The organism is Paludisphaera mucosa (genome assembly GCF_029589435.1).
Taxonomy (GTDB): Bacteria; Planctomycetota; Planctomycetia; order Isosphaerales; family Isosphaeraceae; genus Paludisphaera; species Paludisphaera mucosa.
This window is the reverse complement of sequence record NZ_JARRAG010000002.1, coordinates 490,861-511,850: the sequence shown is the minus strand read 5'-3', so window position 1 is coordinate 511,850 and position 20,990 is coordinate 490,861. Positions and strand designations below refer to the sequence as shown.

Annotated in this window: 21 protein-coding genes and 2 tRNA genes; 9 read left to right on the top strand and 14 right to left on the bottom strand. The window is 70.9% G+C overall.

Features of this window, described 5'->3' with window-relative positions:
- Positions 1-88 precede the first annotated feature (88 nt).
- The 4 genes from PZE19_RS11605 to PZE19_RS11590 all read right to left on the bottom strand — a co-directional run bounded on the left by PZE19_RS11605 (position 89) and on the right by PZE19_RS11590 (position 3,539).
- A complete protein-coding gene (locus PZE19_RS11605) occupies positions 89-1,150 on the bottom strand; it encodes a hypothetical protein (protein ID WP_277860779.1) in 1,062 nt (353 codons plus the stop codon).
- A 79-nt stretch (positions 1,151-1,229) separates the two neighbouring features.
- On the bottom strand, positions 1,230-2,168 hold the full coding sequence (locus PZE19_RS11600; protein ID WP_277860778.1) for a 5-oxoprolinase subunit C family protein: 939 nt from the start codon (positions 2,166-2,168) through the stop codon (positions 1,230-1,232).
- Complete coding sequence (locus PZE19_RS11595) at positions 2,165-2,899, bottom strand: 5-oxoprolinase subunit PxpA (protein ID WP_277860777.1); 735 nt, start codon at positions 2,897-2,899, stop codon at positions 2,165-2,167. Before PZE19_RS11595 ends, PZE19_RS11600 begins: the two co-directional genes overlap by 4 nt.
- The gene (locus PZE19_RS11590) at positions 2,880-3,539 is read right to left on the bottom strand and encodes a 5-oxoprolinase subunit B family protein (protein WP_277860776.1); all 660 of its coding nucleotides are present in this window, start codon (positions 3,537-3,539) and stop codon (positions 2,880-2,882) included. The genes PZE19_RS11595 and PZE19_RS11590 overlap by 20 nt, the downstream gene beginning before the upstream one ends.
- A gap of 123 nt (positions 3,540-3,662) precedes the next feature.
- Here PZE19_RS11590 and PZE19_RS11585 point away from each other — a divergent pair, with 123 nt between their 5' ends.
- Entirely contained in the window at positions 3,663-4,955 is a 1,293-nt protein-coding gene (locus PZE19_RS11585) for a hypothetical protein (RefSeq protein ID WP_277860775.1), read from the top strand.
- Here PZE19_RS11585 and PZE19_RS11580 read toward each other — a convergent pair.
- Together PZE19_RS11580 and PZE19_RS11575 are read right to left on the bottom strand one after the other, a co-directional pair.
- A complete protein-coding gene (locus tag PZE19_RS11580; RefSeq protein WP_277860774.1) occupies positions 4,843-6,300 on the bottom strand; it encodes a glycosyltransferase family 39 protein in 1,458 nt (485 codons plus the stop codon). The two genes, PZE19_RS11585 and PZE19_RS11580, sit on opposite strands and share 113 nt — an antisense overlap.
- A complete protein-coding gene (locus PZE19_RS11575) occupies positions 6,297-7,844 on the bottom strand; it encodes a glycosyltransferase family protein (RefSeq protein ID WP_277860773.1) in 1,548 nt (515 codons plus the stop codon). Before PZE19_RS11575 ends, PZE19_RS11580 begins: the two co-directional genes overlap by 4 nt.
- A gap of 153 nt (positions 7,845-7,997) precedes the next feature.
- Between PZE19_RS11575 and PZE19_RS11570 the strand changes: the two genes are divergently transcribed.
- A complete protein-coding gene (locus tag PZE19_RS11570) occupies positions 7,998-8,798 on the top strand; it encodes an enoyl-ACP reductase FabI (RefSeq protein ID WP_277860772.1) in 801 nt (266 codons plus the stop codon).
- Position 8,799: 1 nt separating this feature from the next.
- The gene (locus PZE19_RS11565; RefSeq protein WP_277860771.1) at positions 8,800-9,216 is read left to right on the top strand and encodes a (deoxy)nucleoside triphosphate pyrophosphohydrolase; all 417 of its coding nucleotides are present in this window, start codon (positions 8,800-8,802) and stop codon (positions 9,214-9,216) included.
- A 129-nt stretch (positions 9,217-9,345) separates the two neighbouring features.
- Here PZE19_RS11565 and PZE19_RS11560 read toward each other — a convergent pair whose 3' ends face one another.
- The 6 genes from PZE19_RS11560 to PZE19_RS11535 all read right to left on the bottom strand — a co-directional run bounded on the left by PZE19_RS11560 (position 9,346) and on the right by PZE19_RS11535 (position 13,822).
- Positions 9,346-9,894 carry a hypothetical protein gene (locus PZE19_RS11560; RefSeq protein ID WP_277860770.1) on the bottom strand — a complete coding sequence of 183 codons (549 nt, stop codon included), beginning with the start codon at positions 9,892-9,894 and terminating at the stop codon, positions 9,346-9,348.
- A 10-nt stretch (positions 9,895-9,904) separates the two neighbouring features.
- A complete protein-coding gene (locus tag PZE19_RS11555) occupies positions 9,905-10,474 on the bottom strand; it encodes a hypothetical protein (protein ID WP_277860769.1) in 570 nt (189 codons plus the stop codon).
- Positions 10,475-10,675: 201 nt separating this feature from the next.
- Complete coding sequence (locus PZE19_RS11550; RefSeq protein ID WP_277860768.1) at positions 10,676-11,296, bottom strand: ATP-dependent Clp protease proteolytic subunit; 621 nt, start codon at positions 11,294-11,296, stop codon at positions 10,676-10,678.
- Positions 11,297-11,366: 70 nt separating this feature from the next.
- Positions 11,367-12,026, bottom strand: coding sequence for a ClpP family protease (locus tag PZE19_RS11545; RefSeq protein WP_277860767.1), 660 nt, complete (start codon positions 12,024-12,026; stop codon positions 11,367-11,369).
- Positions 12,027-12,156: 130 nt separating this feature from the next.
- A complete protein-coding gene (gene tig, locus PZE19_RS11540) occupies positions 12,157-13,647 on the bottom strand; it encodes a trigger factor (protein WP_277860766.1) in 1,491 nt (496 codons plus the stop codon).
- A 103-nt stretch (positions 13,648-13,750) separates the two neighbouring features.
- Positions 13,751-13,822 (bottom strand) — tRNA-Gly (locus PZE19_RS11535).
- A 290-nt stretch (positions 13,823-14,112) separates the two neighbouring features.
- Here PZE19_RS11535 and PZE19_RS11530 point away from each other — a divergent pair.
- A complete protein-coding gene (locus PZE19_RS11530; protein WP_277860765.1) occupies positions 14,113-14,751 on the top strand; it encodes an FHA domain-containing protein in 639 nt (212 codons plus the stop codon).
- A 211-nt stretch (positions 14,752-14,962) separates the two neighbouring features.
- On the top strand, positions 14,963-15,775 hold the full coding sequence (locus PZE19_RS11525; protein WP_277860764.1) for a S24 family peptidase: 813 nt from the start codon (positions 14,963-14,965) through the stop codon (positions 15,773-15,775).
- A 23-nt stretch (positions 15,776-15,798) separates the two neighbouring features.
- On the opposite strand, the gene PZE19_RS11520 is transcribed toward PZE19_RS11525, so the two are convergent.
- Positions 15,799-16,176, bottom strand: a complete 378-nt coding sequence (locus PZE19_RS11520; protein ID WP_277860763.1) for a P-II family nitrogen regulator — start codon at positions 16,174-16,176, stop codon at positions 15,799-15,801.
- A gap of 148 nt (positions 16,177-16,324) precedes the next feature.
- Here PZE19_RS11520 and PZE19_RS11515 point away from each other — a divergent pair, with 148 nt between their 5' ends.
- Complete coding sequence (locus PZE19_RS11515; protein ID WP_277860762.1) at positions 16,325-17,065, top strand: hypothetical protein; 741 nt, start codon at positions 16,325-16,327, stop codon at positions 17,063-17,065.
- 441 nt (positions 17,066-17,506) lie between these two features.
- Here the strand turns inward: PZE19_RS11515 and PZE19_RS11510 are convergent, their stop codons facing one another.
- A complete protein-coding gene (locus PZE19_RS11510) occupies positions 17,507-17,719 on the bottom strand; it encodes a carbon storage regulator (RefSeq protein WP_277860761.1) in 213 nt (70 codons plus the stop codon).
- Between the two features lie 264 nt (positions 17,720-17,983).
- Between PZE19_RS11510 and PZE19_RS11505 the strand changes: the two genes are divergently transcribed.
- The 3 genes from PZE19_RS11505 to PZE19_RS11495 all read left to right on the top strand — a co-directional run bounded on the left by PZE19_RS11505 (position 17,984) and on the right by PZE19_RS11495 (position 20,244).
- Complete coding sequence (locus PZE19_RS11505) at positions 17,984-19,516, top strand: DUF1570 domain-containing protein (protein WP_277860760.1); 1,533 nt, start codon at positions 17,984-17,986, stop codon at positions 19,514-19,516.
- A 55-nt stretch (positions 19,517-19,571) separates the two neighbouring features.
- Positions 19,572-19,646, top strand: a tRNA-Pro gene (locus PZE19_RS11500).
- Positions 19,647-19,941: 295 nt separating this feature from the next.
- Complete coding sequence (locus tag PZE19_RS11495) at positions 19,942-20,244, top strand: hypothetical protein (protein ID WP_277860759.1); 303 nt, start codon at positions 19,942-19,944, stop codon at positions 20,242-20,244.
- The last annotated feature ends 746 nt before the right edge of the window (positions 20,245-20,990 follow it).

The window sequence follows — 20,990 nt, the reverse complement described above, 5'->3', positions numbered from 1 at the left end:
GGCGAAGTGCGTACCCGTCCATCTATTGTCGTCCGCGCAGGCGGCTTTGACAAGGCGCGCAAACCCCGACCGCATGGGGGAAACGGTCTCAGCGGGCGATCGTGACGGGGATCTCGGCGGCGGCGGTCCGCCCGGAGGTCGCGTCGGCCTGATAGAGGCGGAGGGTGTACGCGCCCGGGGCGAGGGTCTCGGGCAGCGTGACGAGGGTGCCGACGTAGGAATCGCGGCGCCGGGTCCGGCAGCGGTCCTCGGCCTCGCCCGCCACTTCCCAAACCTTGTCGTCCCCGCCCGCCCGGACCAGCTCCACCCGGGTCGCGACGTGGGAGACGAACTCGTCGCCGTCGGCCCGGTATTCCAGCCCGCCCAGCTCGCAGTAGACCAGGGCCGAGCGGCCGGGCCTGAGGGCCTGGGCGTCGAGCGGCTCGAACGAGCCGAAGCCGTGGATCTTGCGGCAGAGCCGCACCGCGTCGATCGTCAGCGCCGGCTCCTCGGGAGCCTCGGGCTCGTCGGCCTCCGCGATCGGCCCGGCCGCGAGTTCCGACGGGAGCGTCGGCTGCGGCGGGGTGGCGTCGGCCGCGTCGGCCGCCTCGGCCGAGGCGGTCTCGACGGCCGGGTCGGACTTCGGCGCCTCCCTGGGCGCCTCGGCCGGCGGCTTCGGCGTTTCGGGGGCGGCCTCGGCGGGCGCCGGCTCGGCCTCGGCGGCCGGGGGGAACGGGATCTTGGGCGCTTCCGGTTCGGGCTCGCGCGGCGGCTTGGGCGGGGGGGCCGTGGCGATCTCGACGGCCCGGCGTTCGGCCTCCTCGGAGGCCTCGGCCCGACGCAGGGCGGCGTCGAGGAGCGGCGTGGGGGCCGGCTCGACCGCGGTCGTCGCGACGGCCTCGACCGGGGCGTAGGCCGGGGGCGTCGGGGTGTTCGGGAGCGATCGCGAGGGGAGCGGCGGGGTCGTCGCGGCGACGCCCGGGGCCAGCTCGGGGACCGCCGCGCGTTCGACGCTGGCGACGGGCGCCGCCGGGGCCGAGGGCGTGGGCGAGGCCGCGTGCGGGACGTCGGTGGGGCGGTGGAACGGCGAGTGGCAGCCTGCACCCGCGGCCGCGACGGCCGTGCAGGCCATCACCGCCAGGACGCGCCGGCCTCGGCGAGCATGCGACATCGAACGACCCCTGCCTGGGACACCCAAAAGGCGACGTGGAGAGGCCGTGGTGTACCCCAATCGGCCCCCTCGGGCAAGCTCAACTCGGCCCGTCGCGGGCCGCCGCGGCGATCCGCAAGGTCCGGGCGTGCAGGGCCTCACGCGCCTCCCGATCGAGCCGGCGCGCGTCCGCCAGCGACACGGCCCGGAACCCGACCGCGTCGCCCGGCCGGAGCCTCCCCAGGCGGTCGAGATCGGCCGAAACCACTTGCGCGACATGGGGATAGCCCCCCATCGTGCCGCAGGCGACGCCCAGCACGATCAGCCGCCCTCCGGCCGCCTGGATCGCCCCCGGCGTCACGGCCGCGGAGAGCCGTTCCGGCGTCGGGACGACCGCGACGGGCCCCCCCTCCAGCCGCATCCCCATGCGATTGCTCTGCACGCCGATCCGAAACGACGCGTGCATCCAGGCGTCGGGGTCGTCCAGCAGCGCCCAGTCCGGGCCGGGGAGGACGCGCAGCTCCGCGACGGCCTCGGCCGCGCCGACGTCCGCCGGCCTGCGAGCGGCCAGGCGGCTCGGCCCGGCGGGCAGCACGTCCCCCGCGCGGACGGGACGCTCGGCCGAACGGCTGCCGAGCCAGGAGTCCGTCTGAAAGCCGCCGGGCGTCGCCAGGTACGTCCGCGCGCCGCGACCGGCGCGGCCCAGCTCGATCCGCCCGCCCTCGCGCAGCCAGGCGCTCGACGGCACCGCGATCGAACGCCGGCCGTCCTCGCCGACGATCGTCGCCGCCATCGCCGCCCCCGCCAGGGCGATCCCCAGGTCGCACCGGGCCTCGAACAGGCCGCCGCGGAGCGTCAGCTCCAGCGCGGCGCAGTCGGCGGAATTCCCCGCCAGCGCGTTCGCGACCGCCAGCGACTCGCGATCGCAGGCCCCGCCCAGCGGCACCCCGAATTCTCGCGCGCCGGGCCGGCCCAGGTCCTGCACCGTCGTGAAGAATCCTGGGTCGACCGCGAGCAGGCCCATGCGTCCGGTGCTCACGATCGCCCCGGCACGAACGGCCGGACCGCGATCCCCAGGTCGTCCAGGATCGCGCGGAGCCGCGACGCGTTGGCGAGGGCTTCGGCCTCGTCGCCGTGGATGCAGAGCGTCTGCACGAGGCCGCCCGCGGCTAGCCGCCGGACGTTCGCGGCCAGCTCGTCCGGACTTTCGAGGACGGCCCCGGGCTCGGCGCGGGGCGTCAGGGAGCCGTCGGCGCGGTAGCGGCGGTCGGGGAAGCCCTCGGGGATGTAAACGACGCCCGCCGACCGCGCGAGCGTTTCCGGGAGCGTCCCCGGCTGGCCGAGCAGCGGCAGGCCCAGGGCGACGGCCGCCGCGACGACGCCCCGCGCGGTCGCCTCCCGGCTCTGGGCCTGGTTGTACAGGGCCCCGTGGGGCTTGAGGAAGCGGATCTCGACGCCGGCCTCGTCGGCGAGCCGCCGCAGGTCGGCGACCTGATCGCAGATCAGGCGTTCGACCATTTGGGCGTCGAGGTCCCTGTCGCGGCGGCCGAAGCCCTCGCGATCGGGATAGCCGGGGTGGGCCCCGACGACGACGCCGCGGGCGAGGGCCTCGCGCAAGGTGCAACGGATCGATTCCGGATCGCCGGCGTGGGCGCCGCACGAGATGCTCGCGGAGGTCACCCGTTCCAGGAGCGCGGCGTCGTGGGGGAAGCCCTCGCCGAGGTCGGCGTTCACGTCGATCGACCGGGGTTCAGCGTTCGAGGCGTTCATCGGACCTCGCTTCGAACTCCTCGCGGTCGACGGGCCGGAATTGGATGCGGTCGCCGGCGCGGATGGGGAACCGGCCGGCCTCGGCGTCGGCGATCCGCAGCGGCGTGCGGCCGAGGAGATGCCAGCCGCCGGGCGACGCGATCGGGTAGACGCCGGTCTGCCGCCCCACGATCGCCACCGACCCCGCCGCCACCCGCAGCCGGGGCTCGTCGCGGCGGGCCAGCCCGCGAAGCTCGTCGGGGAGGTAGCCGGCATACGGGAAGCCCGGCAGGAAGCCGACGGCGAAGACCCGGTAGTCGGGCCCCGAATGCCGCGCGACCAGCTCGTCCCGGTCCATCCCCAGCCGACCCGCCGCCTCGTCGAGGTCGGGCCCGTCGTAGAGGACCGGCAGGACGTGACGCACGCCCCCGACCGCGCCGACGTCGACCGGCGCCAGCTCCCCGAGCGCACGCCCGAGTTCGTCGAGGTCGCAGGCCTCGGGGTCGGCGATCACGGCCGTCGAGCGGTAGGCGAGCACGACGTCGACGACCCCGGAGAAGCCCCGCGCACGGACGGCGACGGCCCAGCGGCGGGCGTCGTCCTCGGCGTCGAACCGGGCCAGGAAGGCCCGGTCGCCCAGCGGCTCCAGGTGGGTCGGCATGGCTTCGATCGCCCCGCGGCTCCGGAATTGCAACAGGCCCCCTTGCGGCGGGCGGACCGCTCTATAATAGGGGCGAACCGCCCCTCGCTTGAAGTCGACCGGGAAATCCCGACGAGGTGGATCATGCTCAGCGTCGTGCTGTCGGCGGCCTGCCTGGCGATCGCCCCGCCCTTGCAAGAGGCGAAGAAGCCCCGAGCGGCGAGGCCCGAGGCCGCCCCGCCGGCCCTGACGGTCGCCGACCGCGTGACGCTCCGCGACGGCAAGGTCCTGCTCGGCCTGGTGACGTCGCCCGCCGCCGGGCCGCGCGTCGGGTTCGACATGCTCGTCCGCCGCGACTGGGCCCAGGCCCACGTCCCCGAGCTGGCCGCGAGGTGGATCCGCAACGCCGAGACCATGCGCAAGCCGGCCCTCGCCGAGCGCCGGAAGCGACTCGAAGCCTGGCGCGACGAGCGGGGGAAGGCCGGCGGCGATCGCGTCGCGACCTGGATCGACGGCGAGCTGAAGCGTCTGGACGATCCCAATGGGCTCGACGCCCCCTTGCTCTCGGTGCGCATCGCCCGCGACGGCTGCCGCTCGGCCGAGCGGAACTCCGACGCCAGCCGGCGCATGCTCGCCCTGGCCTGGCTCTGCGGCCTGCCGGACGCCGAGGACCGGCCGCCCGGCGAGGTCCAGGACGCGATCGAGGGCCGGGGCTTCACGGCCGACGGCGACGAGGTCCCGCCGCTCGACAAGCTCATGCCGATCGTCGCCGAGCCCGAGGCGAAATGGCTCGCTCGCCGGGCGGCCACCGAGGTCTCGGTCGACGCCGGCCGCCGGTTCCTGCGATACAACAACCTGCTGCTCCCCGACCCGGCCGACGGCGGCCGGCCGCTCGACGCCCCGCTCGACCTCGGCTCGGCGCTCGGCGAGATCGGCAAGCTGCTCGACCCCGACGCCGCGGCCGTCGACCCGCTCGCCCCGGCGCTGGCGAAGATCGCCGCGAAGGGGGGGGCCGGGGCCGTCGTCACGCGGATGGACATGGCCCCCGACCTCAGCCGCGTCCAGGTCGACGTCGCCCTCTGGGTCCGCGGCCCGCAGGGGTGGGTCCTTTACGGCTCGCGGAACGCGACCGTCCGGCCCGAGGAGGTCGACCCGGGCGCGGCGGCCGACATCGGCCAGGATCCGCAGGTCCAGTCGGTCTTCAAGATCGCCGAGTCCCTCGGCCTCGGCGCCGTGGCCGGCGAGATGCGCGAGCGCAGCCTGCGCATGGGGGCCGCCACCGCCCGCGCCCTGGGCCAGGCGCGCTCGGCCTTCTCGCAGGAGCTCAACGGCCTGGCGTTCCCGGTCCTGGAGGCGTCCCCGGAGACGGCGCCGGCGCCCCCGCCCGCAGGCGGAACACCAGCGGCCCCCGCGTCCAGGCCGGCTCCGCGGCCGTGACGCGGGCCGCGAAGCTGGGGTCGAGCCCGGCGAGCGACCGGGCCCCCGCGGCCAGGTAGGCCGTGCGGCCTTCGCGGTCGTGGAGACGAGCCTCGAACGTCGCGAAGTCGACGACCGGGCCGAGCCGGCCGAGGTAATAGCGGGCCGTCTCGACCTCGACGTTCGGGCGCGACGCCGAGGCGACGAACACGATCGGCCGCAAGCCCGGGTCGCGTTGCACGTCGGACGCGAGTCGCGCGGCGAAGCCCCGCCAGTCGGCCCTGGCGTCGGGGTCGTAGGCCAGGCCGGGGAGCGTCGCGAACGCCAGGGCCGACATCCCCGCGGCGGCCGCCCAGCGGCCCCCGACGGGCAGCCGGGCCAGCCCCTGCGCGATCAGGACCAGGAACGCCGGCGCGCAGAAGAGCGTGTATCGCGACGGACCGAAGATCGGGTTCGCGACCGCGGAATAGGCGTAGAGGATCGTCGGCGGCAGGACCAGCCAGAGCGTCAGGCCGGCCGGCGCGACCCAGACGCCCATGGGCCGGTCCGGGTCCCTTGGGCGATGCGTCAGCCCGTACGCGATCAGGCCCGTCATCGCTGCAAGCGTCAGGAAATTGCCCCCCAGGAAGCCGATGGGCGTCCCCAGCAGGAACCTGATCGGCAGCGTCCCGGTGAGGAACTCGGGCGCGTGGTCGAAGTAGCGGACGAGCCATGGGGCCGCGGCCGCCAGCACCCCGAAGTGCACCGCCGCCCAGGCCCGCCGCGAGCCGAAGAACCCCCGGGCGTCGAGCGCCGAGGCCTTGGCCAGCGTCCCCCACATGAGCAGCCCCAGGGGGTGCGTGAACAACAGGGCCCCGCAACAAACCGCGTAGCCGATCGTCTTCGCCCGCGTCGTCGACGCCCGCAAGGCGAACAGCAGCGTCCAGGCGAGCGTCGTCAGGAAGACGAGCAGGGCGTACATCCGGACCTCGCGCGAGTAGTACACGAGCAGCGGGCTGACCACCCCCAGCCAGGTCGCCCATCGGCCGGTGGTTCGGTCGAAGGCCAGGCGGCCGAGCGGCGCGAGCAACGCGACGGTCCCCAGCCCGAAGAGGACGCTCAGGGCCCGCCCCGACGCCTCCGAGTTCCCGAACGCCCTCAGCCAGCCTTGGAGCAGCAGCGGATGCAGCGGCGCGCGGGTGGCGTCGATCTCGGACAGCAGCCGCAGCATCGCCGCCGGCGTCGGCGTCTCCGCCAGCCGCATCGTCACGACCTCGTCGTACCAGAAGCTCGCCGCACCGAGGTCGTAGATCCGCAAGCCCGCCGCGACGAGCAAGGTCCCCAGGATCGCGACCCAGCCCCCGACGCGCCGGGATTCGAAGGTCATCCTGCCGTCGCCGGATGGGATGGTACGAGCGTCGAGGCCGTGGCCGATCGTCCTTCTCCCCTGGTGGTAGAAGGTGGCCCGCAGGGCCGGATGAGGGGGATCCCAATCCCGGATCCTCGAACCTCGAAGCCGGTGCGGCCCTGGGCTGTGAGAAGGTCGGCGTCGGATGACGAGCCCCTCATCCGGCCTCCGGCAACCTTCTCCCACGGGGGGGAGAAGGACGATCGCCCGGGCTCGTGAAGGCCGAGAGGGACGGCCTCCGGAGTCTTCGGCTTGATCTTGCGCCGGAAGTCCAGGTCGTCCAGAAGGTCATTTTTGAGGTCGCCGTGGGTGTCGAACGGCCGCGACCGCGACCTGGGCATGACCATCTGGTTCCAGAAGATGTCGCCCGCCTGGCCGCCGACGAACGCCAGGGCCAGCACGAGCGTGGCCCAGGGCCGCGACGCCCGGCCGACGGCCGCCATGCCTTCGGCCAATAGCAGGTGGTAGGTCGGCACCAGCGACAGGATCAGCCGGCCGTGGAACGGGTACTGCCGCAGGGCCGACGCCGCCAGGTGCAAGAGCAGGGGAGTCAGCAGCACGAACAGCCCCCCGCGCCAGCGTCTCCCCAGCGAGAAGGCCCCCGCGAACGCCAGGGCCGAGGCCAGGATCGCCGTGCTGATGAAGCCGAAGGGCGTCAGCACGCTGCCGGGGTTGATGAAGACGTTGGCGACGGTCTCGATCGTGAACCGGGCGTCGACCCAGCTCCGGGGCGGGATCGGGAGGAACGAGAAGTTCCACCAGGTCCAGAGGAAGTCCCCCTTGCTCACGATCGCCCGCGAGACGAAGAAGCAGCCCAGGAAGCTTATGAACCATCCCCCGCAGACGGCGACCGCCCGCGCCGCGCCCCGCGCGCCGTCGGCCCGCCAGGCCCGGACGATGAGGTGCAGGCCCACGCCCGCCAGCACGAAGACGACGGGGAACGAGAACCAGGGGGCGACGACCCCCCAGGCCGCCAGCGCCGCCAGGCGACGCCGCGACGGCCCCGCCGAGCCGGGGGGGACGGCCAAAAGCAGCGTCGCCATCGCCCCGATCAGGTCGCACGTGTACGGCTTGATCTCGGCCGAGTAGTAGATCAGGTGGTCGGCCAGCGCGAGCATCCACACGGCGATCGGGACGGCGAGCCGGTCGAGGTAGCGGCGGGCGAGGGGGGCGATCAGCAGCATGCTCGCCAGCCCGCAGAGCAGGGGGAAGAGCCGGCCCGACGCCTCGACGGGGATCGGCAGCCGCACCAGCAGCCGTTCGACGACGAGGAAGCCCGGCGGCGCCAGCTGGTCCTGCTTGAGGATGTGCCCGAAGTCGAAGACCGGCACGTCGACGAGGTTCGTCAGCAGCGCGGCCTCGTCGATGTAGAGCGATCGCAGGTCGGAGTATTCCCAGATCCGCATCGCCAGGCCGACCAGCACGCCGATCCGGACGATCCGCTCCAGGACCGGGCGTCGCGGCGGCGCGGCGGCCCCGGGCGGCGCGGTCGGCACGACGGGTTCGGACGGTTCCGTTTCCAACTCGCCCCTCGTCTCGTCGCGGCGTCGCGCGGGTAAACTGGACGTTGAGCGTCCATCCTCGTGCGGGTATTGTACAGGACTGCGCCCCGGTCGATGAATCGGGGCGGCCTGCAATTCGTGGAAAAGCCGAGAGGCGTCCGAAAGGGAGAAACGATGGGATTGTTCACCGGGAAGAAGGGCGTGGTGCTGGGAGTCGCCAACGATTTCAGCATCGCCTGGGCCGTCACGCGCAAGCTCCTCGACGAGGGCGCGGAGGTCGGCTTCACGCACCTGCCCGGCGACAAGATGGAGCGGCGGGTGCGGAAGCTCGCCGAGCCGATCGGCGCCAAGCTGATCGCCTCGTGCGACGTCCAGAAGGACGAGGACATCGCCCGCGTCTTCGAGCAGGCCGGCGAGACCTACGGCAAGCTCGACTTCGTCCTGCACTCGATCGCCTTCGCCCCGCTCGACGACATCAAGTGCGCGTTCGTCGACGCCAGCCGCGAGGGCTTCAAGACGGCCATGGAGATCAGCGCCTACAGCCTGGCCGCCGTCTCCCGCTACGCCTCGAAGGTCATGCCCGACGGCGGATCGATCCTGACGCTGACCTACTACGGCGGCGAGAAGGTGGTCCCCGGCTACAACATGATGGGCGTCTGCAAGGCCGCGCTCGACGCCTCGGTGAAGTACCTGGCCTACGACCTCGGCCCCAAGAACATCCGGGTCAACGCCGTCTCCGCCGGCCCGGTGAAGACCCTCGCCGCCTCGGCCGTGGGCGACTTCGACGACCTGTCGGGCCTCTACGACGCCGTCGCCCCGATGCAGCGGAACATCACCCGAGAGGAAGTCGGCGCGGCGGGCATGTTCATGCTCTCCGACCTGTCCAGCGGCATCACCGGCGAGATCCTCCACGTCGACTGCGGCTACAACGTCATGGGCTCGCCCGGCCGCGCCCTCGCCAAGGGCAAGGTCTGACATGGCCGCCGACGGCGGGGACGCCCTCATCCTGGGGGGGATCGGCGTCATCCGCCGGGGCGATCGCTTCCTGATCCGCCGCCGCCCCCCGGGGACGGTCTACGCCGGCTACTGGGAGTTCCCCGGCGGCAAGGTCGAGCCGGGCGAGACCCCGGAGCAGGCCACCGTCCGCGAATGCCTCGAAGAGACCGGCCTGGCCGTCGTCGCGACCCGCCTGCGGAGCGTCGTCGAGCACGCCTACCCCCACGGCCGCGTCCGACTCCACTTCTTCGACTGCACGCCCGCCGACCCCGTCGCCGAGCCCGCCCCCGAACACGCCTGCATCTGGGTCCCCGCGAAAGGCCTGGCCGGCTACCGCTTCCCCGAGGCGAACGACGCCATCCTCGCCCAGCTCGTCGCCGAATCCGGATCGCCGTAGCTTTCGGAATTGGTGGGATTTTCGCGTTGTTTGGCCCTTCGCAGGCCGAAGCCGAGGGCCGAAAACGCGGGGGAAACGCAAGGAAACCGGACGAACCAAGCCGGTTGACAGGGCCGCATCCGGGCAGCCTCATTTTTCGTTTCGGGCTCGGAGTTTCCGCAGGATCGACCTGACGACGAGCTTGAAGCCGGCGTCGGCGGACAGGTCGCCGTAGGAGATCTCGCGGCGCGAAATCCGATGCGATTGGCGGTCCAGTTCTCGCCCCTCGGGATCGGCCGCCGCCCACCTCTCCAGTAGCCCGAGCAGGGCGCGTTCGTCGTCCGACCCGACCGGCGTCGTGACGCGCGAGGGGAACACCGAGCCGAATGCGACTTCGGACGGCCGCGGGGGATCGTCGAAGTCGAGGGCGAAGGAGACCAGGCAGAAGCTCCGTTCGACGCCCCGGGCGTCGCGGTACTGCACGCCGACGCTGCCGCCGTCGCTGAACGGCAGGGCTTGGACGATCGCGATCGGCTCGACCACATCGCGGAGGAAGGGGCTGGCGGAGAGGGGCAGGGGGCGGGCGGAAGGGTGCAGCGGCCTGCGGCCAGACCTCATGAAGCATACAGTTGCGAGGACGCAGGCGGCCAGGAGAGCGACCGAGCCCACGATGAAGCCTCGACCGCGTGAAGCCTTCATTGGGCAGCCCTCAGTTCCGGTTGCGGAGGACCCGTAGGATCGCCATCACGCGCGCGTACTTCACCTGGTCCTCGGTCAACGCGTTTCGAAATGCCTGAGTGCTGATCTCGCCGCGCTCGTGTCGATCGGAGAGGCTTTTGACCGGGATGGCGAGAGGGGCGGTAGCCGCCCACCGTTCGAGCAAGCCGAGCAACGCGCGCTCGTCGGGCCCTCGGACGGGGACCGGGTCGCCGTCCCCCCAGGCGTCGAAGGCGATCGCATCAGGACGCACGGCCTTGCCCCAATCCTGGAGCCCGTAATCGACGAGGCAGAAGTCGCAGTCCTTGCCCCGCGCGTCGCGAAAGGAGGCTCCTCGGCTGCCGCCGTCGTCGATCGAGATCGACTCGACGAGCACGATCGGCTCGACGACGTCCCGGAGATGCGGGCTGGCCGACAGGGGCAAGGGGCCGAGCCTGGAGTTCGGGCGACGCGCGGCGACGAAGACGGCGCCCAGGAGAAATGCCGAGAGGAGCATCGCGATGAGGAGCGCCGGCCGCCCGCCGGGCTCAAGATCAGGCAGCCAACGTGCGGGATCGATCATGGTGCGCCCCTCCTTCGCCCGACCCCTCCTCTGTTCTTACAGATGTAGTATAAAGGGGCCGCGAGCCGTATCCAAAGGCGATTTCGGGAGGAAGGGCGAGAGAGGGGCCGCGACCGGGGCGCATGAAAAACGCCGCGCCCGGGACGGACGCGGCGACGAGGATTTCGGCGATCGGGAAAGGCCCGGCGCGGGGGGCGGGGCTCAGATCTTCTCGGGGTTGCCGGTCGGGGCCGGAAAGACGGGGGCGCGGTCGACGACATGGTCGATGAGGCCGTAGTCCTTGGCCTCCTCGGGGGACATGAAGCGGTCGCGGTCGGTGTCTTCCTGGAGGCGTTCGAGGCTCTGGCCGGTGTGCTTGCGGTAGATGTCGTTGAGGGCCTTTTTCATGCGGATGAACTCCTCCGCATGGATCAGGATCTCGGTGGCGGTGCCTTCCATGCCGGCGAGCGGCTGGTGGATCATGATCCGGCTGTTGGGCAGGGCGTAGCGCTTGCCCTTGGCGCCGGCGGTCATCAGGAGCGAGCCCATGCTGGCGCACTGGCCCATGCAGTAGGTGGCGACGTCGCAGGGGACCCACTGCATCGTGTCGTAGATCGCCATGCCGGCGGTCACGCTGCCGCCGGGGCTGTTGATATACAGGTGGATGTCGGCCTTGGCGTCTTGATGGGCCAGGACGAGCATCTGGGCGACCACCAGGTTGGCGACGTTGTCGTCGATGGCGGTCCCCAGGATGATGATTCGGTCCTGGAGCAAGCGGGAATAGATATCCATCGCTCGCTCTTCGCGACCGCTACGTTCGATGACGATGGGAACCAGTGGCATCGGTGATGAGCCTCTCTATCAGTCGGGATGCGAGCCGGCCTTCCGTTCCGCAGCGGTGGATTCGGGGGGATCAATAGCCGCCGGGGGTCGGGGTCGGGGGCGCGACGCCCCCGTCGGCGCCCTTGAGGCCGCCGATCCGGCCCACGACCTCGTCGACCAGGCCGTACTCCTTGGCCTGGGTCGCGGTCAGGTAGCGGTCGCGCTCGGTGTCCTTGGCGATCCGCTCGATGGGCTGGCCGGTGTGGCGGGCGAGGATCTCGTTGATGACGTGGCGGCTCTTGATGATCTCCTCGGCCTGGATCTCGATGTCCGAGACCTGGCCGCCGACCTGGCCGTAGGGCTGGTGGATCATGATCTTCGAGTGGGGCAGCGAGAACCGCCGCCCCTTGCTGCCGCCGGCCAGCAGGACGGCGGCGCCCGAGGCGGCCAGGCCGATGCAGTAGGTGGCGATCTGGCACTCGATGAACTGCATCGTGTCGTAGATCGCCAGCGTGCTGCTGACGCTGCCGCCGGGGCTGTTGATGTAGAAGCTGATCCCCTGGGTCCGGTTCTCGTACTGGAGGTACAGGAACTTCATGACGGCGTTGTTGGCCACGCCGTCGTCGATCACGCCTTCCAGGAAGACGATCCGGTTCTCCAGCAGGAGGTCGCCGAGGGTCATCTGCCTCTGGCGGGCGTAGTCGCGATAGCGCTGAAGCTTCGGCTCCGCGAGCGGGTGGTCGAAGGGCATGGGGCGATCCCTTTCGCAGTCGGCTGCTTGCTTGCTACGAGGTCGTGGGCGAGTCGAATGGAGTCGGTCGCGCCGACCCGTGGGAATATTGGAGGCCGGCGCGACCGAAATTCAAGGGGGGGACGCCGGATTACTCCGCGGCGGCCGCCTCGTCGCCCTCGGGGGCTTCGGCTTCGGGGGTGGCGGCCTCGTCGAGGGTCTCGACGGCGACGTCGGGCTCGTCCGCCGCGACGTCCTCGTACTCGATCGACTTGAGGATGTGGTCGAGCGAGCGGCGTTCGAGGATCTGGGTGGCCATGGCGTCGGCCAGGCCTTCCTTGTCGACCCGGGCGCGGACGCGGCGGACGCTCTCGCCGGAGCGTTCGGCCATGGCCTCGATCTCCAGCTCCAGGTCCTCGTCCTCGACCTTGATGTCCTCGGCCTCGGCGACCTTGGCGAGGATGAAGAACTCCTTGAGGGAGCGGAGCGTCATCTCGTGGGCGTTGGCGCGGATCTCGGCCTGGCGGGCGCGGATGTCCTCGGGCGAGAAGCCTTCCTCGCGCAGCTCCATGACCAGGCGGGAGGCGGTCCCCTTCTCCTGGCGGGAGACGAGGTCGGGGGGCAGCTCGAACGGGGTGGCCTCGATCAGGGCGTCGAGCACCTGGCGGCGGACCGCCTGGCGCTGCTGGGCCTCGATGCGGCGGACCAGGGCGTCGCGGACGGCCCCGCGCAGCTCTTCGACGCTGTCGAAGCCGATCCCCTGGAGGAACTCGTGGTGGACTTCCGGCAGCTGCACCTGCTTCAGGTCGTGGACGGTCGCCTTGACCTTGACCGCCTTGCCCCGCAGCGAGGGGTCGGCGACCGAGGTGCCCAGCTCGGCGTCGGCCTCGCGGGTCTCCTCGGGCTTGATTCCGGCCAGGGCCTTGCCCATCGCGGGGATCCGGCCGTCCTGGAACCGCAGCTCGGGCTGGAGCCGGAACTGGACTTCCTTGACCTCGTTGATGACCGCGCCGTCCTCGCGGAGGAAGGTCAGGTCGGCGGTCAGGTAGTCGCCGATCTCGGCCCCGCCCTCGAGCTTGGGGACGATCCGGGCGTAGCGCTCCAGGAACCGCTCGTACTGGACGTCGACGTCCTTGTCGGTCACGGTCCGGACGGGCCGCTTGACCTTCAGGCCCTGGTAGCTCGGGACGGCGAATTCGGGCCGCACCTCGACCTCCATGTCGAAGGCCAGGGGGCCCTCCTCGGGGAGCTCGATGGCGGCCACGTCCAGCTTGGGCTGGGTGATCGGGTTGAGCTGGTAGTCGCGGTCGATCTGCTCGAGCGACTCCATGAGGAGCGTCGACTTGACCTGGTCGGCCACCTGCTTCTTGAACCGCTTGACGACGAGCGTCTTGGGGGCCCGCCCGGGGCGGAAGCCGGGGACCTGCGCTTCTTTCTGCAGGGCCCCGAGCGATTCCTCGAACTGGCGGTCGATCTCCGCCCGAGGGATCGTGATGGTGATGTGCTTCTTGCAGGCGCCGGCGTCTTTGACCTGGACGTCGAGATCGAGTTTCCGCTTCTCCGGTTCGACCGAAGTCGCTTCGCCCTCGGGCTCTTCGACGCTGGTCGACGTGGTCAGCTCGTTGTCTTCGCCAGGTGTCATGAGAGGCGTTTCCTCGGGTCAAATCGGGCTGGGCGGCTTTGACTCGCCAACACGCACCCGACGCGCTCGAGCGAAAACGGCCAACCCAGATGGCTATTCAGAGAGCGGGAGATGGGATTTGAACCCACGACAACCACGTTGGCAACGTGGTGCTCTACCCCTGAGCTACTCCCGCGAATCGAGGCCGGAGGGCCGCGCCGTCGGCGAGGTGGGGAAGGGCCGCGTGGGCCCCCTCGTCGAGCGGTAGACTCAGTATAGAGACGTCGACGGCGATTGCAAGCCGTCTCCCCCGAAACCCGAAAAAGGCGACGCACGCGGCCGCCGCGGCCGGCCGAAGGCTTTCCATTTGCTTGCCGGCCGTCGAGGATGTACTTTTAAGATGGGCGCGAGCGCCCCGGCGGTCCTCCCCGACCGCCCTCGCGACCCCCCCCTTGCGGTCCGTCCAGCAGCCGAGATCGATTCGCGATGAATTACACACTCAAGGTCGTCAAGGGGCGGAGCGACGTCACCGCCCTCAGGCTGATCGACGGCGTCAACAGCGTGGGCCGTCACGACGATTGCGTGATCCGGATCCGCTCCTCGCAGGTGAGCCGGCGCCATTGCGAGGTCTTCGAGGCCGACGGCCGCCTGATGGTCCGCGACCTGGGCAGCTCCAACGGCACCTACGTGAACGGCAAGCGCGTGCTGGGCCAGCAGCCGCTCAAGGCGGGCGACGTCATCGGCATCGGCGGCGTCGCGCTGCGGGTCGACCCCCTCAAGGCGGGCGCGGCCGCCGCCGACGGCCCGAGCGGCGACACCGCCGAGCTGGATGCGGTCGTCGACGCCGTCGAGGTGGACGAGGCCGACGACTTCGAGGTGAGCGTCGACGCCGCCGACGACGACGGCTTCGACGTCGACGTCGCCGGGCTCGACGACGCCATCCCCCTCGACGACGAGCCCGAGCCGGCCCCCGCGCCCGCGAAGGCCTCCAAGAAGTCGGCCGACAAGAAGCCCAAGCCCGCCGAGGAGACGGTGGACGTCGCCGCCGAGGCCGCCCCCGCCGGCAAGGAGGACGACGCCGTGGCCCAGTTCCTCATGGACCTCAAGCTCGACGACGACGAATGAGCCCGCCGGCGGCCCGACGCCTCGCCGACGGCCTCAGCCCCCGTCCGTCGTGAGGAATGTTGAACTTTTGCAACGTCGGGTCTCCGCAATTGATTTTTTTCGTCTAACTGCTATAAAAGGCTATCGGACGAATGTCCTGCGCGAATAGGGAGTCGCGGGACGCGGGCGATTTCCTAGGAATGGTCGACCTAAAGATTAGGACGGGGCTGACATGGCTCGGCGAAAGACGCTTCCGGATTCGTTGCGCGCCAAGCTCGAACTGGCCGAGCGGCTCGCGATCCTGCGCCTGGAGTTGTTCGGCGAGCGGGGCGGCCCCGAGATGGCGCGTCGGCTCGGGATCCCCGTGCGGACCTGGTATAACTATGAAGGGGGCGTCACCGTCCCGGCCGAGGTCGTGCTCAAGATCATCGAGCTGACGGCGGTCGAGCCCACCTGGCTGCTCCACGGCAAGGGCCCCAAGTTCCGCCCCTCCACCCGCCACGACCGCGGCGACGGCCCGGCGCAGCCGACGGTGATGGTCGGCGCGCTCCTGCGGACGGCCTTGCAGCTCCTCGAAGGCGAGGCGTCGCCGGAGCTGGGCTCGGCGACCGCCCGGTTCCTGGAGTCGGAGCGCTCGCTGACCACGGGCGAACGCGACGTCAAGGGCCTGGGATCCGCGTCGCGTCACGACCACGACACGCTCCGCGCCGAGCGCGGCCGCGGCGAGCGCGAGTGGCTCGAGGCCCGCCGCGAGGGCCGCTGCCTCGCGGTCCCCGACGACGCCATGGAGCCGGTGCTGGCCCGCGGCGCCTCGGTCGCCTTCGCGAAGGACGACGAGGAGTCGCTGACCTCGCTCGACGGCCGCATGGTCGTCGCCTGGGTCGACGGCGTCGCCATGGTCCGCTGGTTCCAGGACCGCGGCGACCACGCCTTGCTCCGCGCCGAGGACTCCGGCGAACGCGCCGTGCGGATCGAGCTGGACGCCGACGGCAAGTCCCCCGTCGTCCAGGTCCGCCGCATCCTCTGGATCGAGGCCGTCCACTGAGGCGACCCGCCCCGGCCCTCCGACTACCAGCATAAGTAGTCGTGGAAGCAGGGCAGGACCAGGATCTTGCCGTCGCCGATCCTCCCCGTGCGGGCGTTGTCGGCGATCGCGCGAACGGCCGCCGCGACGTGCTGCTGCTCGACGAACACGGTCAGCTCGACCTTGGGCAGGAACGACGTGTTGTACTCGCTCCCCAGGTACTGGTGCAGCCGGTTCTTCTGGCGGCCGTAGCCCATCGCCTCGCGCACGGCGCCCCCCAGGATCTCGACCGACTCCAGCGCCGCGAGCACGGCCTGGGCGCGGAACGGCTTCACCAGCGCGATGATCTGCATCGGCCGGCCGGTCTGGACGGGGTCGTCCCCGCAGGGCTCGTCGGGCCTGGGGTCGTCGGGTCCGGTCATCGTTCCGCCTCCGTCGTCAAACCCGGCCGCCGGCTGGCGTCGGCCCGCCCGGGGGACTATGATCTGAAGTTACCACGAACCAGGGTCGACCGGGAACGCGCCGGGGCCGTCGGCGGGCGGGCGAGGCGAATCGAGAGGACCTTCGTTGATGAAACGCGCACGGGCGATGCTGATCAGCTTCGGGATGCTGCTGGCGGTCGGCTGCGGGATGAAGAACTACGACTTCCGCATCGAGCAGACGCTCGACCGCATGAAGTATGAGAAGCGGCTCGACGAGAACCTGGGCGCCCCGGTCGCCAAGGGCAAGCTGGAAGAGCTGGGCATTTACATCCGCCCGCCCAAGAACCTCACCGGCCCGACCCAGACCTTCCAGTTCGCGGCCCTGGAGCCCGGCCGGTTCGACGTCGAGAACACGTTCCTCGAGCCCGAGAAGCAGAGCTTGCACGTCCTGGCGCGGGTCGACCGGCCCAAGGCGGCGGCCAAGAAGGGCGCCGCCCCCCAGCCCGAGCCTCCTCCCCGCGGCGACTTCAACGCCGAGGTGGTCGACCTGGTCCGCACCGCGACCGGGGCCGAAGTCGACCTCGGCCAGTTCAAGCAGGAGAATAAGCAGGTCAAGGAGAAGAAGCAGGCCAACTCCTTCCTGGCGAAGACGATCTCCACCGAGGCCAAGGAGTTGCAGGTCTACCTCTACGGCTCCAAGACGTCCCCGTACAAGGTGGCCCTGATCTTCGAGTATCCCACGGCCGAGAAGAACGCCGTCGTCTCCAAGATCGGCCTCTGCCTGGAGAACTTCATGGTCGGCGACCCCGCCCGCCAGGCCTTCAGCGGCGGCGACGTCGACGAGAGCGCCGAGGGCGGCGAAGGCGGCGAGGCCGGCCCGCCGATCTGATCCACCGCGATCGGCCCCCCATCGTTCCCGCCGCAATCCCCGTCCGCGACCTCTTCGACGACGTCGCGGCGCGGGCGCACGGACGATCGCGGCCCAGGGGCGGGAAGGAAGTCGCCCTCGCGGGGCGTCGCGATCCCAGCCCTCTCCATGGCACGGGTCCGCATCGGCCCGAGTTCGGCCCGCCGGTGTGCGGCCGTCTCTCGGGAATGGGGCGCGAGGGGACGGCGGGCGGCGCCGGGAGATCTCCCGCGTCGCAACGGCCTGGCCGTCGGAGTCGGTGCTCCAAACGCTGAGGAATCGGGCGATCCAGCCCTTCGGGTCTCGCGGCCCGATCGGACCCTCGTCATGGCGACGAGCGATCCTCCAGGTGCGGGGAATCTCCCAGGCCGCGCGGGGCGGCCGTCGGGACGGAGTCGTGAACCCCTCGCTCGCGCGTTCCGTTCAGGAGAGGGGCGCGGCGAATTCCAGGTGTCGGCGTCCGCAGTCGTCGCCGTCTTCCTGGGAGTCGTCGAGCAACTCGCCGCGGAGGATCCTCACGTCCTGCGGGGCCTCGATCCCGATGCGGATCTGATTCCCCTCGACGCGGATCACGGTGATCCGGATGTCCGCACCGATCACCACCGACTGCATCGCTTTGCGGCTGAGCACCAGCATATCGACCTCCTTGTCATGAACCAATCGCCCTGAGGTGGACTCGGGTTGCATTCCGTTTCCATCAGCTCCGTCATCCGATACGACGGAATCCGACCCGTCGAGACGACACCGTCTTTCCAATCCGACGAATTTCGTCGCCGGTCGTGCCCATCCTTACGCCGGCCCCCCCGACTTGGTTCGCGATGACTCCCGGCCGGCGTTCGAGTTTAATGGGACGGAGGCAACGTCAGGCGTCGCCGTCGCCGCGAGGTGGGGAAGATCCCGATGAAGCACGCCCGCCCGCCGATCCGACCGTTCCCCCGGACTCTCCGTAGCAGCATCGCGGCGGCCCTGCTGGGCTTTCTGGCGGCGGCGAGCGCGAGCGTCGGCCTCCGCGGTGACCTGATCTACTTCAAGGACGGCGGCCGCATCCAGGCGCCGGCCGTCGCGGAAAAGACCGGGATCACGATCGACCTCGCCGGCGAACGCTACGCCTTCCGCGCCGAGGACCTGGAGAAGCGCGTCCCCGGCTTCGTCCCCGCCGAGGAATGGGCCGCCCGGCGGAAGGCCCTGGAGGGGAAGGCTCCCGTCCAGCGTTTCGCCGAGGCCTGGTGGGCCCTGGAGAACGGCCTGATCGACGAGGCCGTCGAGGAGCTGACGAAGATCCACGCCGCCGCCCCGGACCACGAGCCGACGCGGCGGATGGTCGCGGTCGTCGAGAAGCTGAAGGCCCCCTGCGACGACCCGGACTTCGAGCCCTTCCGCAAGGCCCTGGGGATCGCCGTGCGGGTCGAGCGGGGGCCGCACGTGGTGCTGCTCCACCAGCATCCCGAGGCCGAGGCGGGCGAGCGCGTCGCCTTGCTGGAGCGGCTGACGACCGCCTATCACCTCCTCTTCGCCGGATCGGGCGTCCCCCTGACCGTCCCTCGCCGTCGCCTCGTCTTCGCCTGGTTCGCCGATCGCAGCGACTACCAGGCCTTCCTGACGACGCACGACGCCTCGGCGTTCGGCTCGACGCGAGGCTACTACCACCCGACCTGGAACGCCGTGGTCGCCTACGACGCCCGCAGCAGCGAGCTGCAACGCCAGGACCGGACGGCCTTCGCCAAACGTCGCGACGAGCTGCAGGCGTTCCGCACGGCCCTCGATCGGCTCCCCCCCGACGGCCGCCTGCGGGTGGGCCTGGCGGGCGAGCGGCCCCGTGTCGTCGGCCGTGCGGAGGCGAAGGCGCTGATCGAGCGACTCGATCGCGAGGTCCGTCGCGGCGAGTTGCTGCTCGAGGCCGAGCGGCGGGCCTACGACGACGGCATGGCGGCCCACGAGTTGGTCCACCTGCTCGCCGTCGACAGCGGCCTGCTACCGCGCCACGACGCCTTCCCGATCTGGCTCCAGGAGGGCCTGGCGATGCAGTTCGAGGTCGTCCGCGGCGGCCGATGGGCCGGGATCGGCCGCCCCCACGACATCCGCCTCCTCGACTGGCGGAAGATCCAGCCCGCGCCGCCGTTGGAACCACTCCTCCGCGACAGGGGCTTCGGCCAGGGCTACCGCCGCGACCCCTACGCCCAGGCCTGGGCCCTGGCCTATTTCCTCCGCGCCCGCCGGGGTGATTCGTTCGTGAAGTTCCTGGACCTCCTCCGCAGCCCCCAGGAGGCCTCGCCGTCGCCGCAGTCCCATTTCGACGCCTTCCGCCGCGCCTTCGGCGAGGACCTCGGCGAGCTGGAACGCGACTGGCACGCCTTCCTCGACGAGGCGCAGACCCCTCTCGAACGCCACGCCCCGCACCCGCCGACCGCCGCCGAATTGAAGTCCCGCGATTGATGCGGTTGACAGATCCCCGCCGCTCGCTATGATGCTCTTCACGCAACATGCAAAACGGGGCGTAGCTCAGCTTGGCTAGAGCGCACGGTTCGGGTCCGTGAGGCCGGAGGTTCAAATCCTCTCGCCCCGATTGGAAGCAAGTCTCGCCGAATCCTGGATTTAGGATGCCTGCCCGGGTCGGGCGGTGCGGCAAAGAGGTCCTGGCCAAAACAGTACATGTACTGTTTTGGCCCCACCCCCATGCCCCGCAGCCATCGCCCCCCCGCCTATCGCCGTCACAAGGCCCGGAACGCCGCCGTCGTCACATCGACGGCCGCGATCGCTACCTAGGACCCTACGGCTCCCCCGCGAGCCACGAGGCCTACGCCCGCCCGATCGCCGCCGTCGGTTCGGCCGTCGACGAGTCGTTCTCGATCAACGAACTCATGCTTGCCTGCCTGCGGCACGTGGAGGGCAACCACGTCAGGGACGGCCGCCCCACCAGCGAGCAGGACGACAACCGCCAGGCCCTCCGATTCCTCCGCCGATCCTTCGGCGCGACCCCTGCTCGCGAGTTCGGCCCCCTGGCGCTCAAGGCCGTCCGCCGGGCGATGATCGAGGCCGGCCGGTCGCGACGGCTGATCAACAAGGACGTCCACCGGGTCCGGGCGATGTTCAAATGGACCGCCGGCGAGGAGCTCCACCCCGGCGCGTCGCTCCGCCGCCCTGGCCGCCGTCGCCGGCCTTGAGAAGGGCCGCAGCGTCGCCAGGGAATCGCCCCCGATTCGACCCGTGGCCGAGGAGACGTTCGAGGCCACGCTGCCCCACCTTTCGCCCCAGGTGGCCACGATGGTGCGGTTCCAACTCCTGATCGCCGCTCATCCGGCTGACGGCCCGACAGTTTTCCTAATTCAGACCCTATCTAGTTTTGACGCCGCTCTCGGGCGAGGAAGGTGACGGCGCAGACCGACTTGATCAGCTCGGAGTCGGGATATCTCCTAACCCTCCCCACGCTGCATCATGGGCGCCGTCCCTTGCCCCTCATCAAAAAGTGTCGGGTCGTCAGCAACGCGACTGGTGCGTCCCGGCCGCCGGGAAATGCTCGGAGTGCTCTTTGGGGAGCGACCACCCGGCGCATCCGATGTGGACGACGCCCGAGCCGCCCGGTCGCCTTGCTCCATCTTTCGCCACCTCAAACCCCTGGTCATGGGCGACAAGTCCTCAATCGACCGTCGCTGAGGCCATTTCACATCGTGAGCCGGCGGGATGCAGCCTGACGGATTGAGAACGAGCCGACCGCCGTGCCCGAGGTTCCTCAAGAGCTCTCCGAATCCCGGATGCCCGCCCGTTGGCCGAGGCAGGCGGACGATTCGCAGATGACGCTCGGTGCGAGCGGGACATCGAGGTTCCAGGCCATGGCCCCGGACCCGCCGAACTGGTCGCGTACGGTGCGGAAGAGCGGTCACATGCTTCACGTTCGGGATGTAGGTCATGT

Bases quoted from the DNA above. Each gene is read 5' to 3' on its own strand.
- PZE19_RS11605 (WP_277860779.1), bottom strand. From the start codon at position 1,150: ATGTCGCATGCTCGCCGAGGCCGGCGCGTCCTGGCGGTGATGGCCTGC.
- PZE19_RS11595 (WP_277860777.1), bottom strand. From the start codon at position 2,899: ATGAACGCCTCGAACGCTGAACCCCGGTCGATCGACGTGAACGCCGAC.
- PZE19_RS11590 (WP_277860776.1), bottom strand. From the start codon at position 3,539: ATGCCGACCCACCTGGAGCCGCTGGGCGACCGGGCCTTCCTGGCCCGG.
- PZE19_RS11585 (WP_277860775.1), top strand. From the start codon at position 3,663: ATGCTCAGCGTCGTGCTGTCGGCGGCCTGCCTGGCGATCGCCCCGCCC.
- PZE19_RS11580 (WP_277860774.1), bottom strand. From the start codon at position 6,300: ATGACCTTCGAATCCCGGCGCGTCGGGGGCTGGGTCGCGATCCTGGGG.
- PZE19_RS11570 (WP_277860772.1), top strand. From the start codon at position 7,998: ATGGGATTGTTCACCGGGAAGAAGGGCGTGGTGCTGGGAGTCGCCAAC.
- PZE19_RS11565 (WP_277860771.1), top strand. From the start codon at position 8,800: ATGGCCGCCGACGGCGGGGACGCCCTCATCCTGGGGGGGATCGGCGTC.
- PZE19_RS11560 (WP_277860770.1), bottom strand. From the start codon at position 9,894: ATGAAGGCTTCACGCGGTCGAGGCTTCATCGTGGGCTCGGTCGCTCTC.
- PZE19_RS11555 (WP_277860769.1), bottom strand. From the start codon at position 10,474: ATGATCGATCCCGCACGTTGGCTGCCTGATCTTGAGCCCGGCGGGCGG.
- PZE19_RS11550 (WP_277860768.1), bottom strand. From the start codon at position 11,296: ATGCCACTGGTTCCCATCGTCATCGAACGTAGCGGTCGCGAAGAGCGA.
- PZE19_RS11545 (WP_277860767.1), bottom strand. From the start codon at position 12,026: ATGCCCTTCGACCACCCGCTCGCGGAGCCGAAGCTTCAGCGCTATCGC.
- tig (WP_277860766.1), bottom strand. From the start codon at position 13,647: ATGACACCTGGCGAAGACAACGAGCTGACCACGTCGACCAGCGTCGAA.
- PZE19_RS11530 (WP_277860765.1), top strand. From the start codon at position 14,113: ATGAATTACACACTCAAGGTCGTCAAGGGGCGGAGCGACGTCACCGCC.
- PZE19_RS11525 (WP_277860764.1), top strand. From the start codon at position 14,963: ATGGCTCGGCGAAAGACGCTTCCGGATTCGTTGCGCGCCAAGCTCGAA.
- PZE19_RS11520 (WP_277860763.1), bottom strand. From the start codon at position 16,176: ATGACCGGACCCGACGACCCCAGGCCCGACGAGCCCTGCGGGGACGAC.
- PZE19_RS11515 (WP_277860762.1), top strand. From the start codon at position 16,325: ATGAAACGCGCACGGGCGATGCTGATCAGCTTCGGGATGCTGCTGGCG.
- PZE19_RS11510 (WP_277860761.1), bottom strand. From the start codon at position 17,719: ATGCTGGTGCTCAGCCGCAAAGCGATGCAGTCGGTGGTGATCGGTGCG.
- PZE19_RS11505 (WP_277860760.1), top strand. From the start codon at position 17,984: ATGAAGCACGCCCGCCCGCCGATCCGACCGTTCCCCCGGACTCTCCGT.
- PZE19_RS11495 (WP_277860759.1), top strand. From the start codon at position 19,942: ATGCTTGCCTGCCTGCGGCACGTGGAGGGCAACCACGTCAGGGACGGC.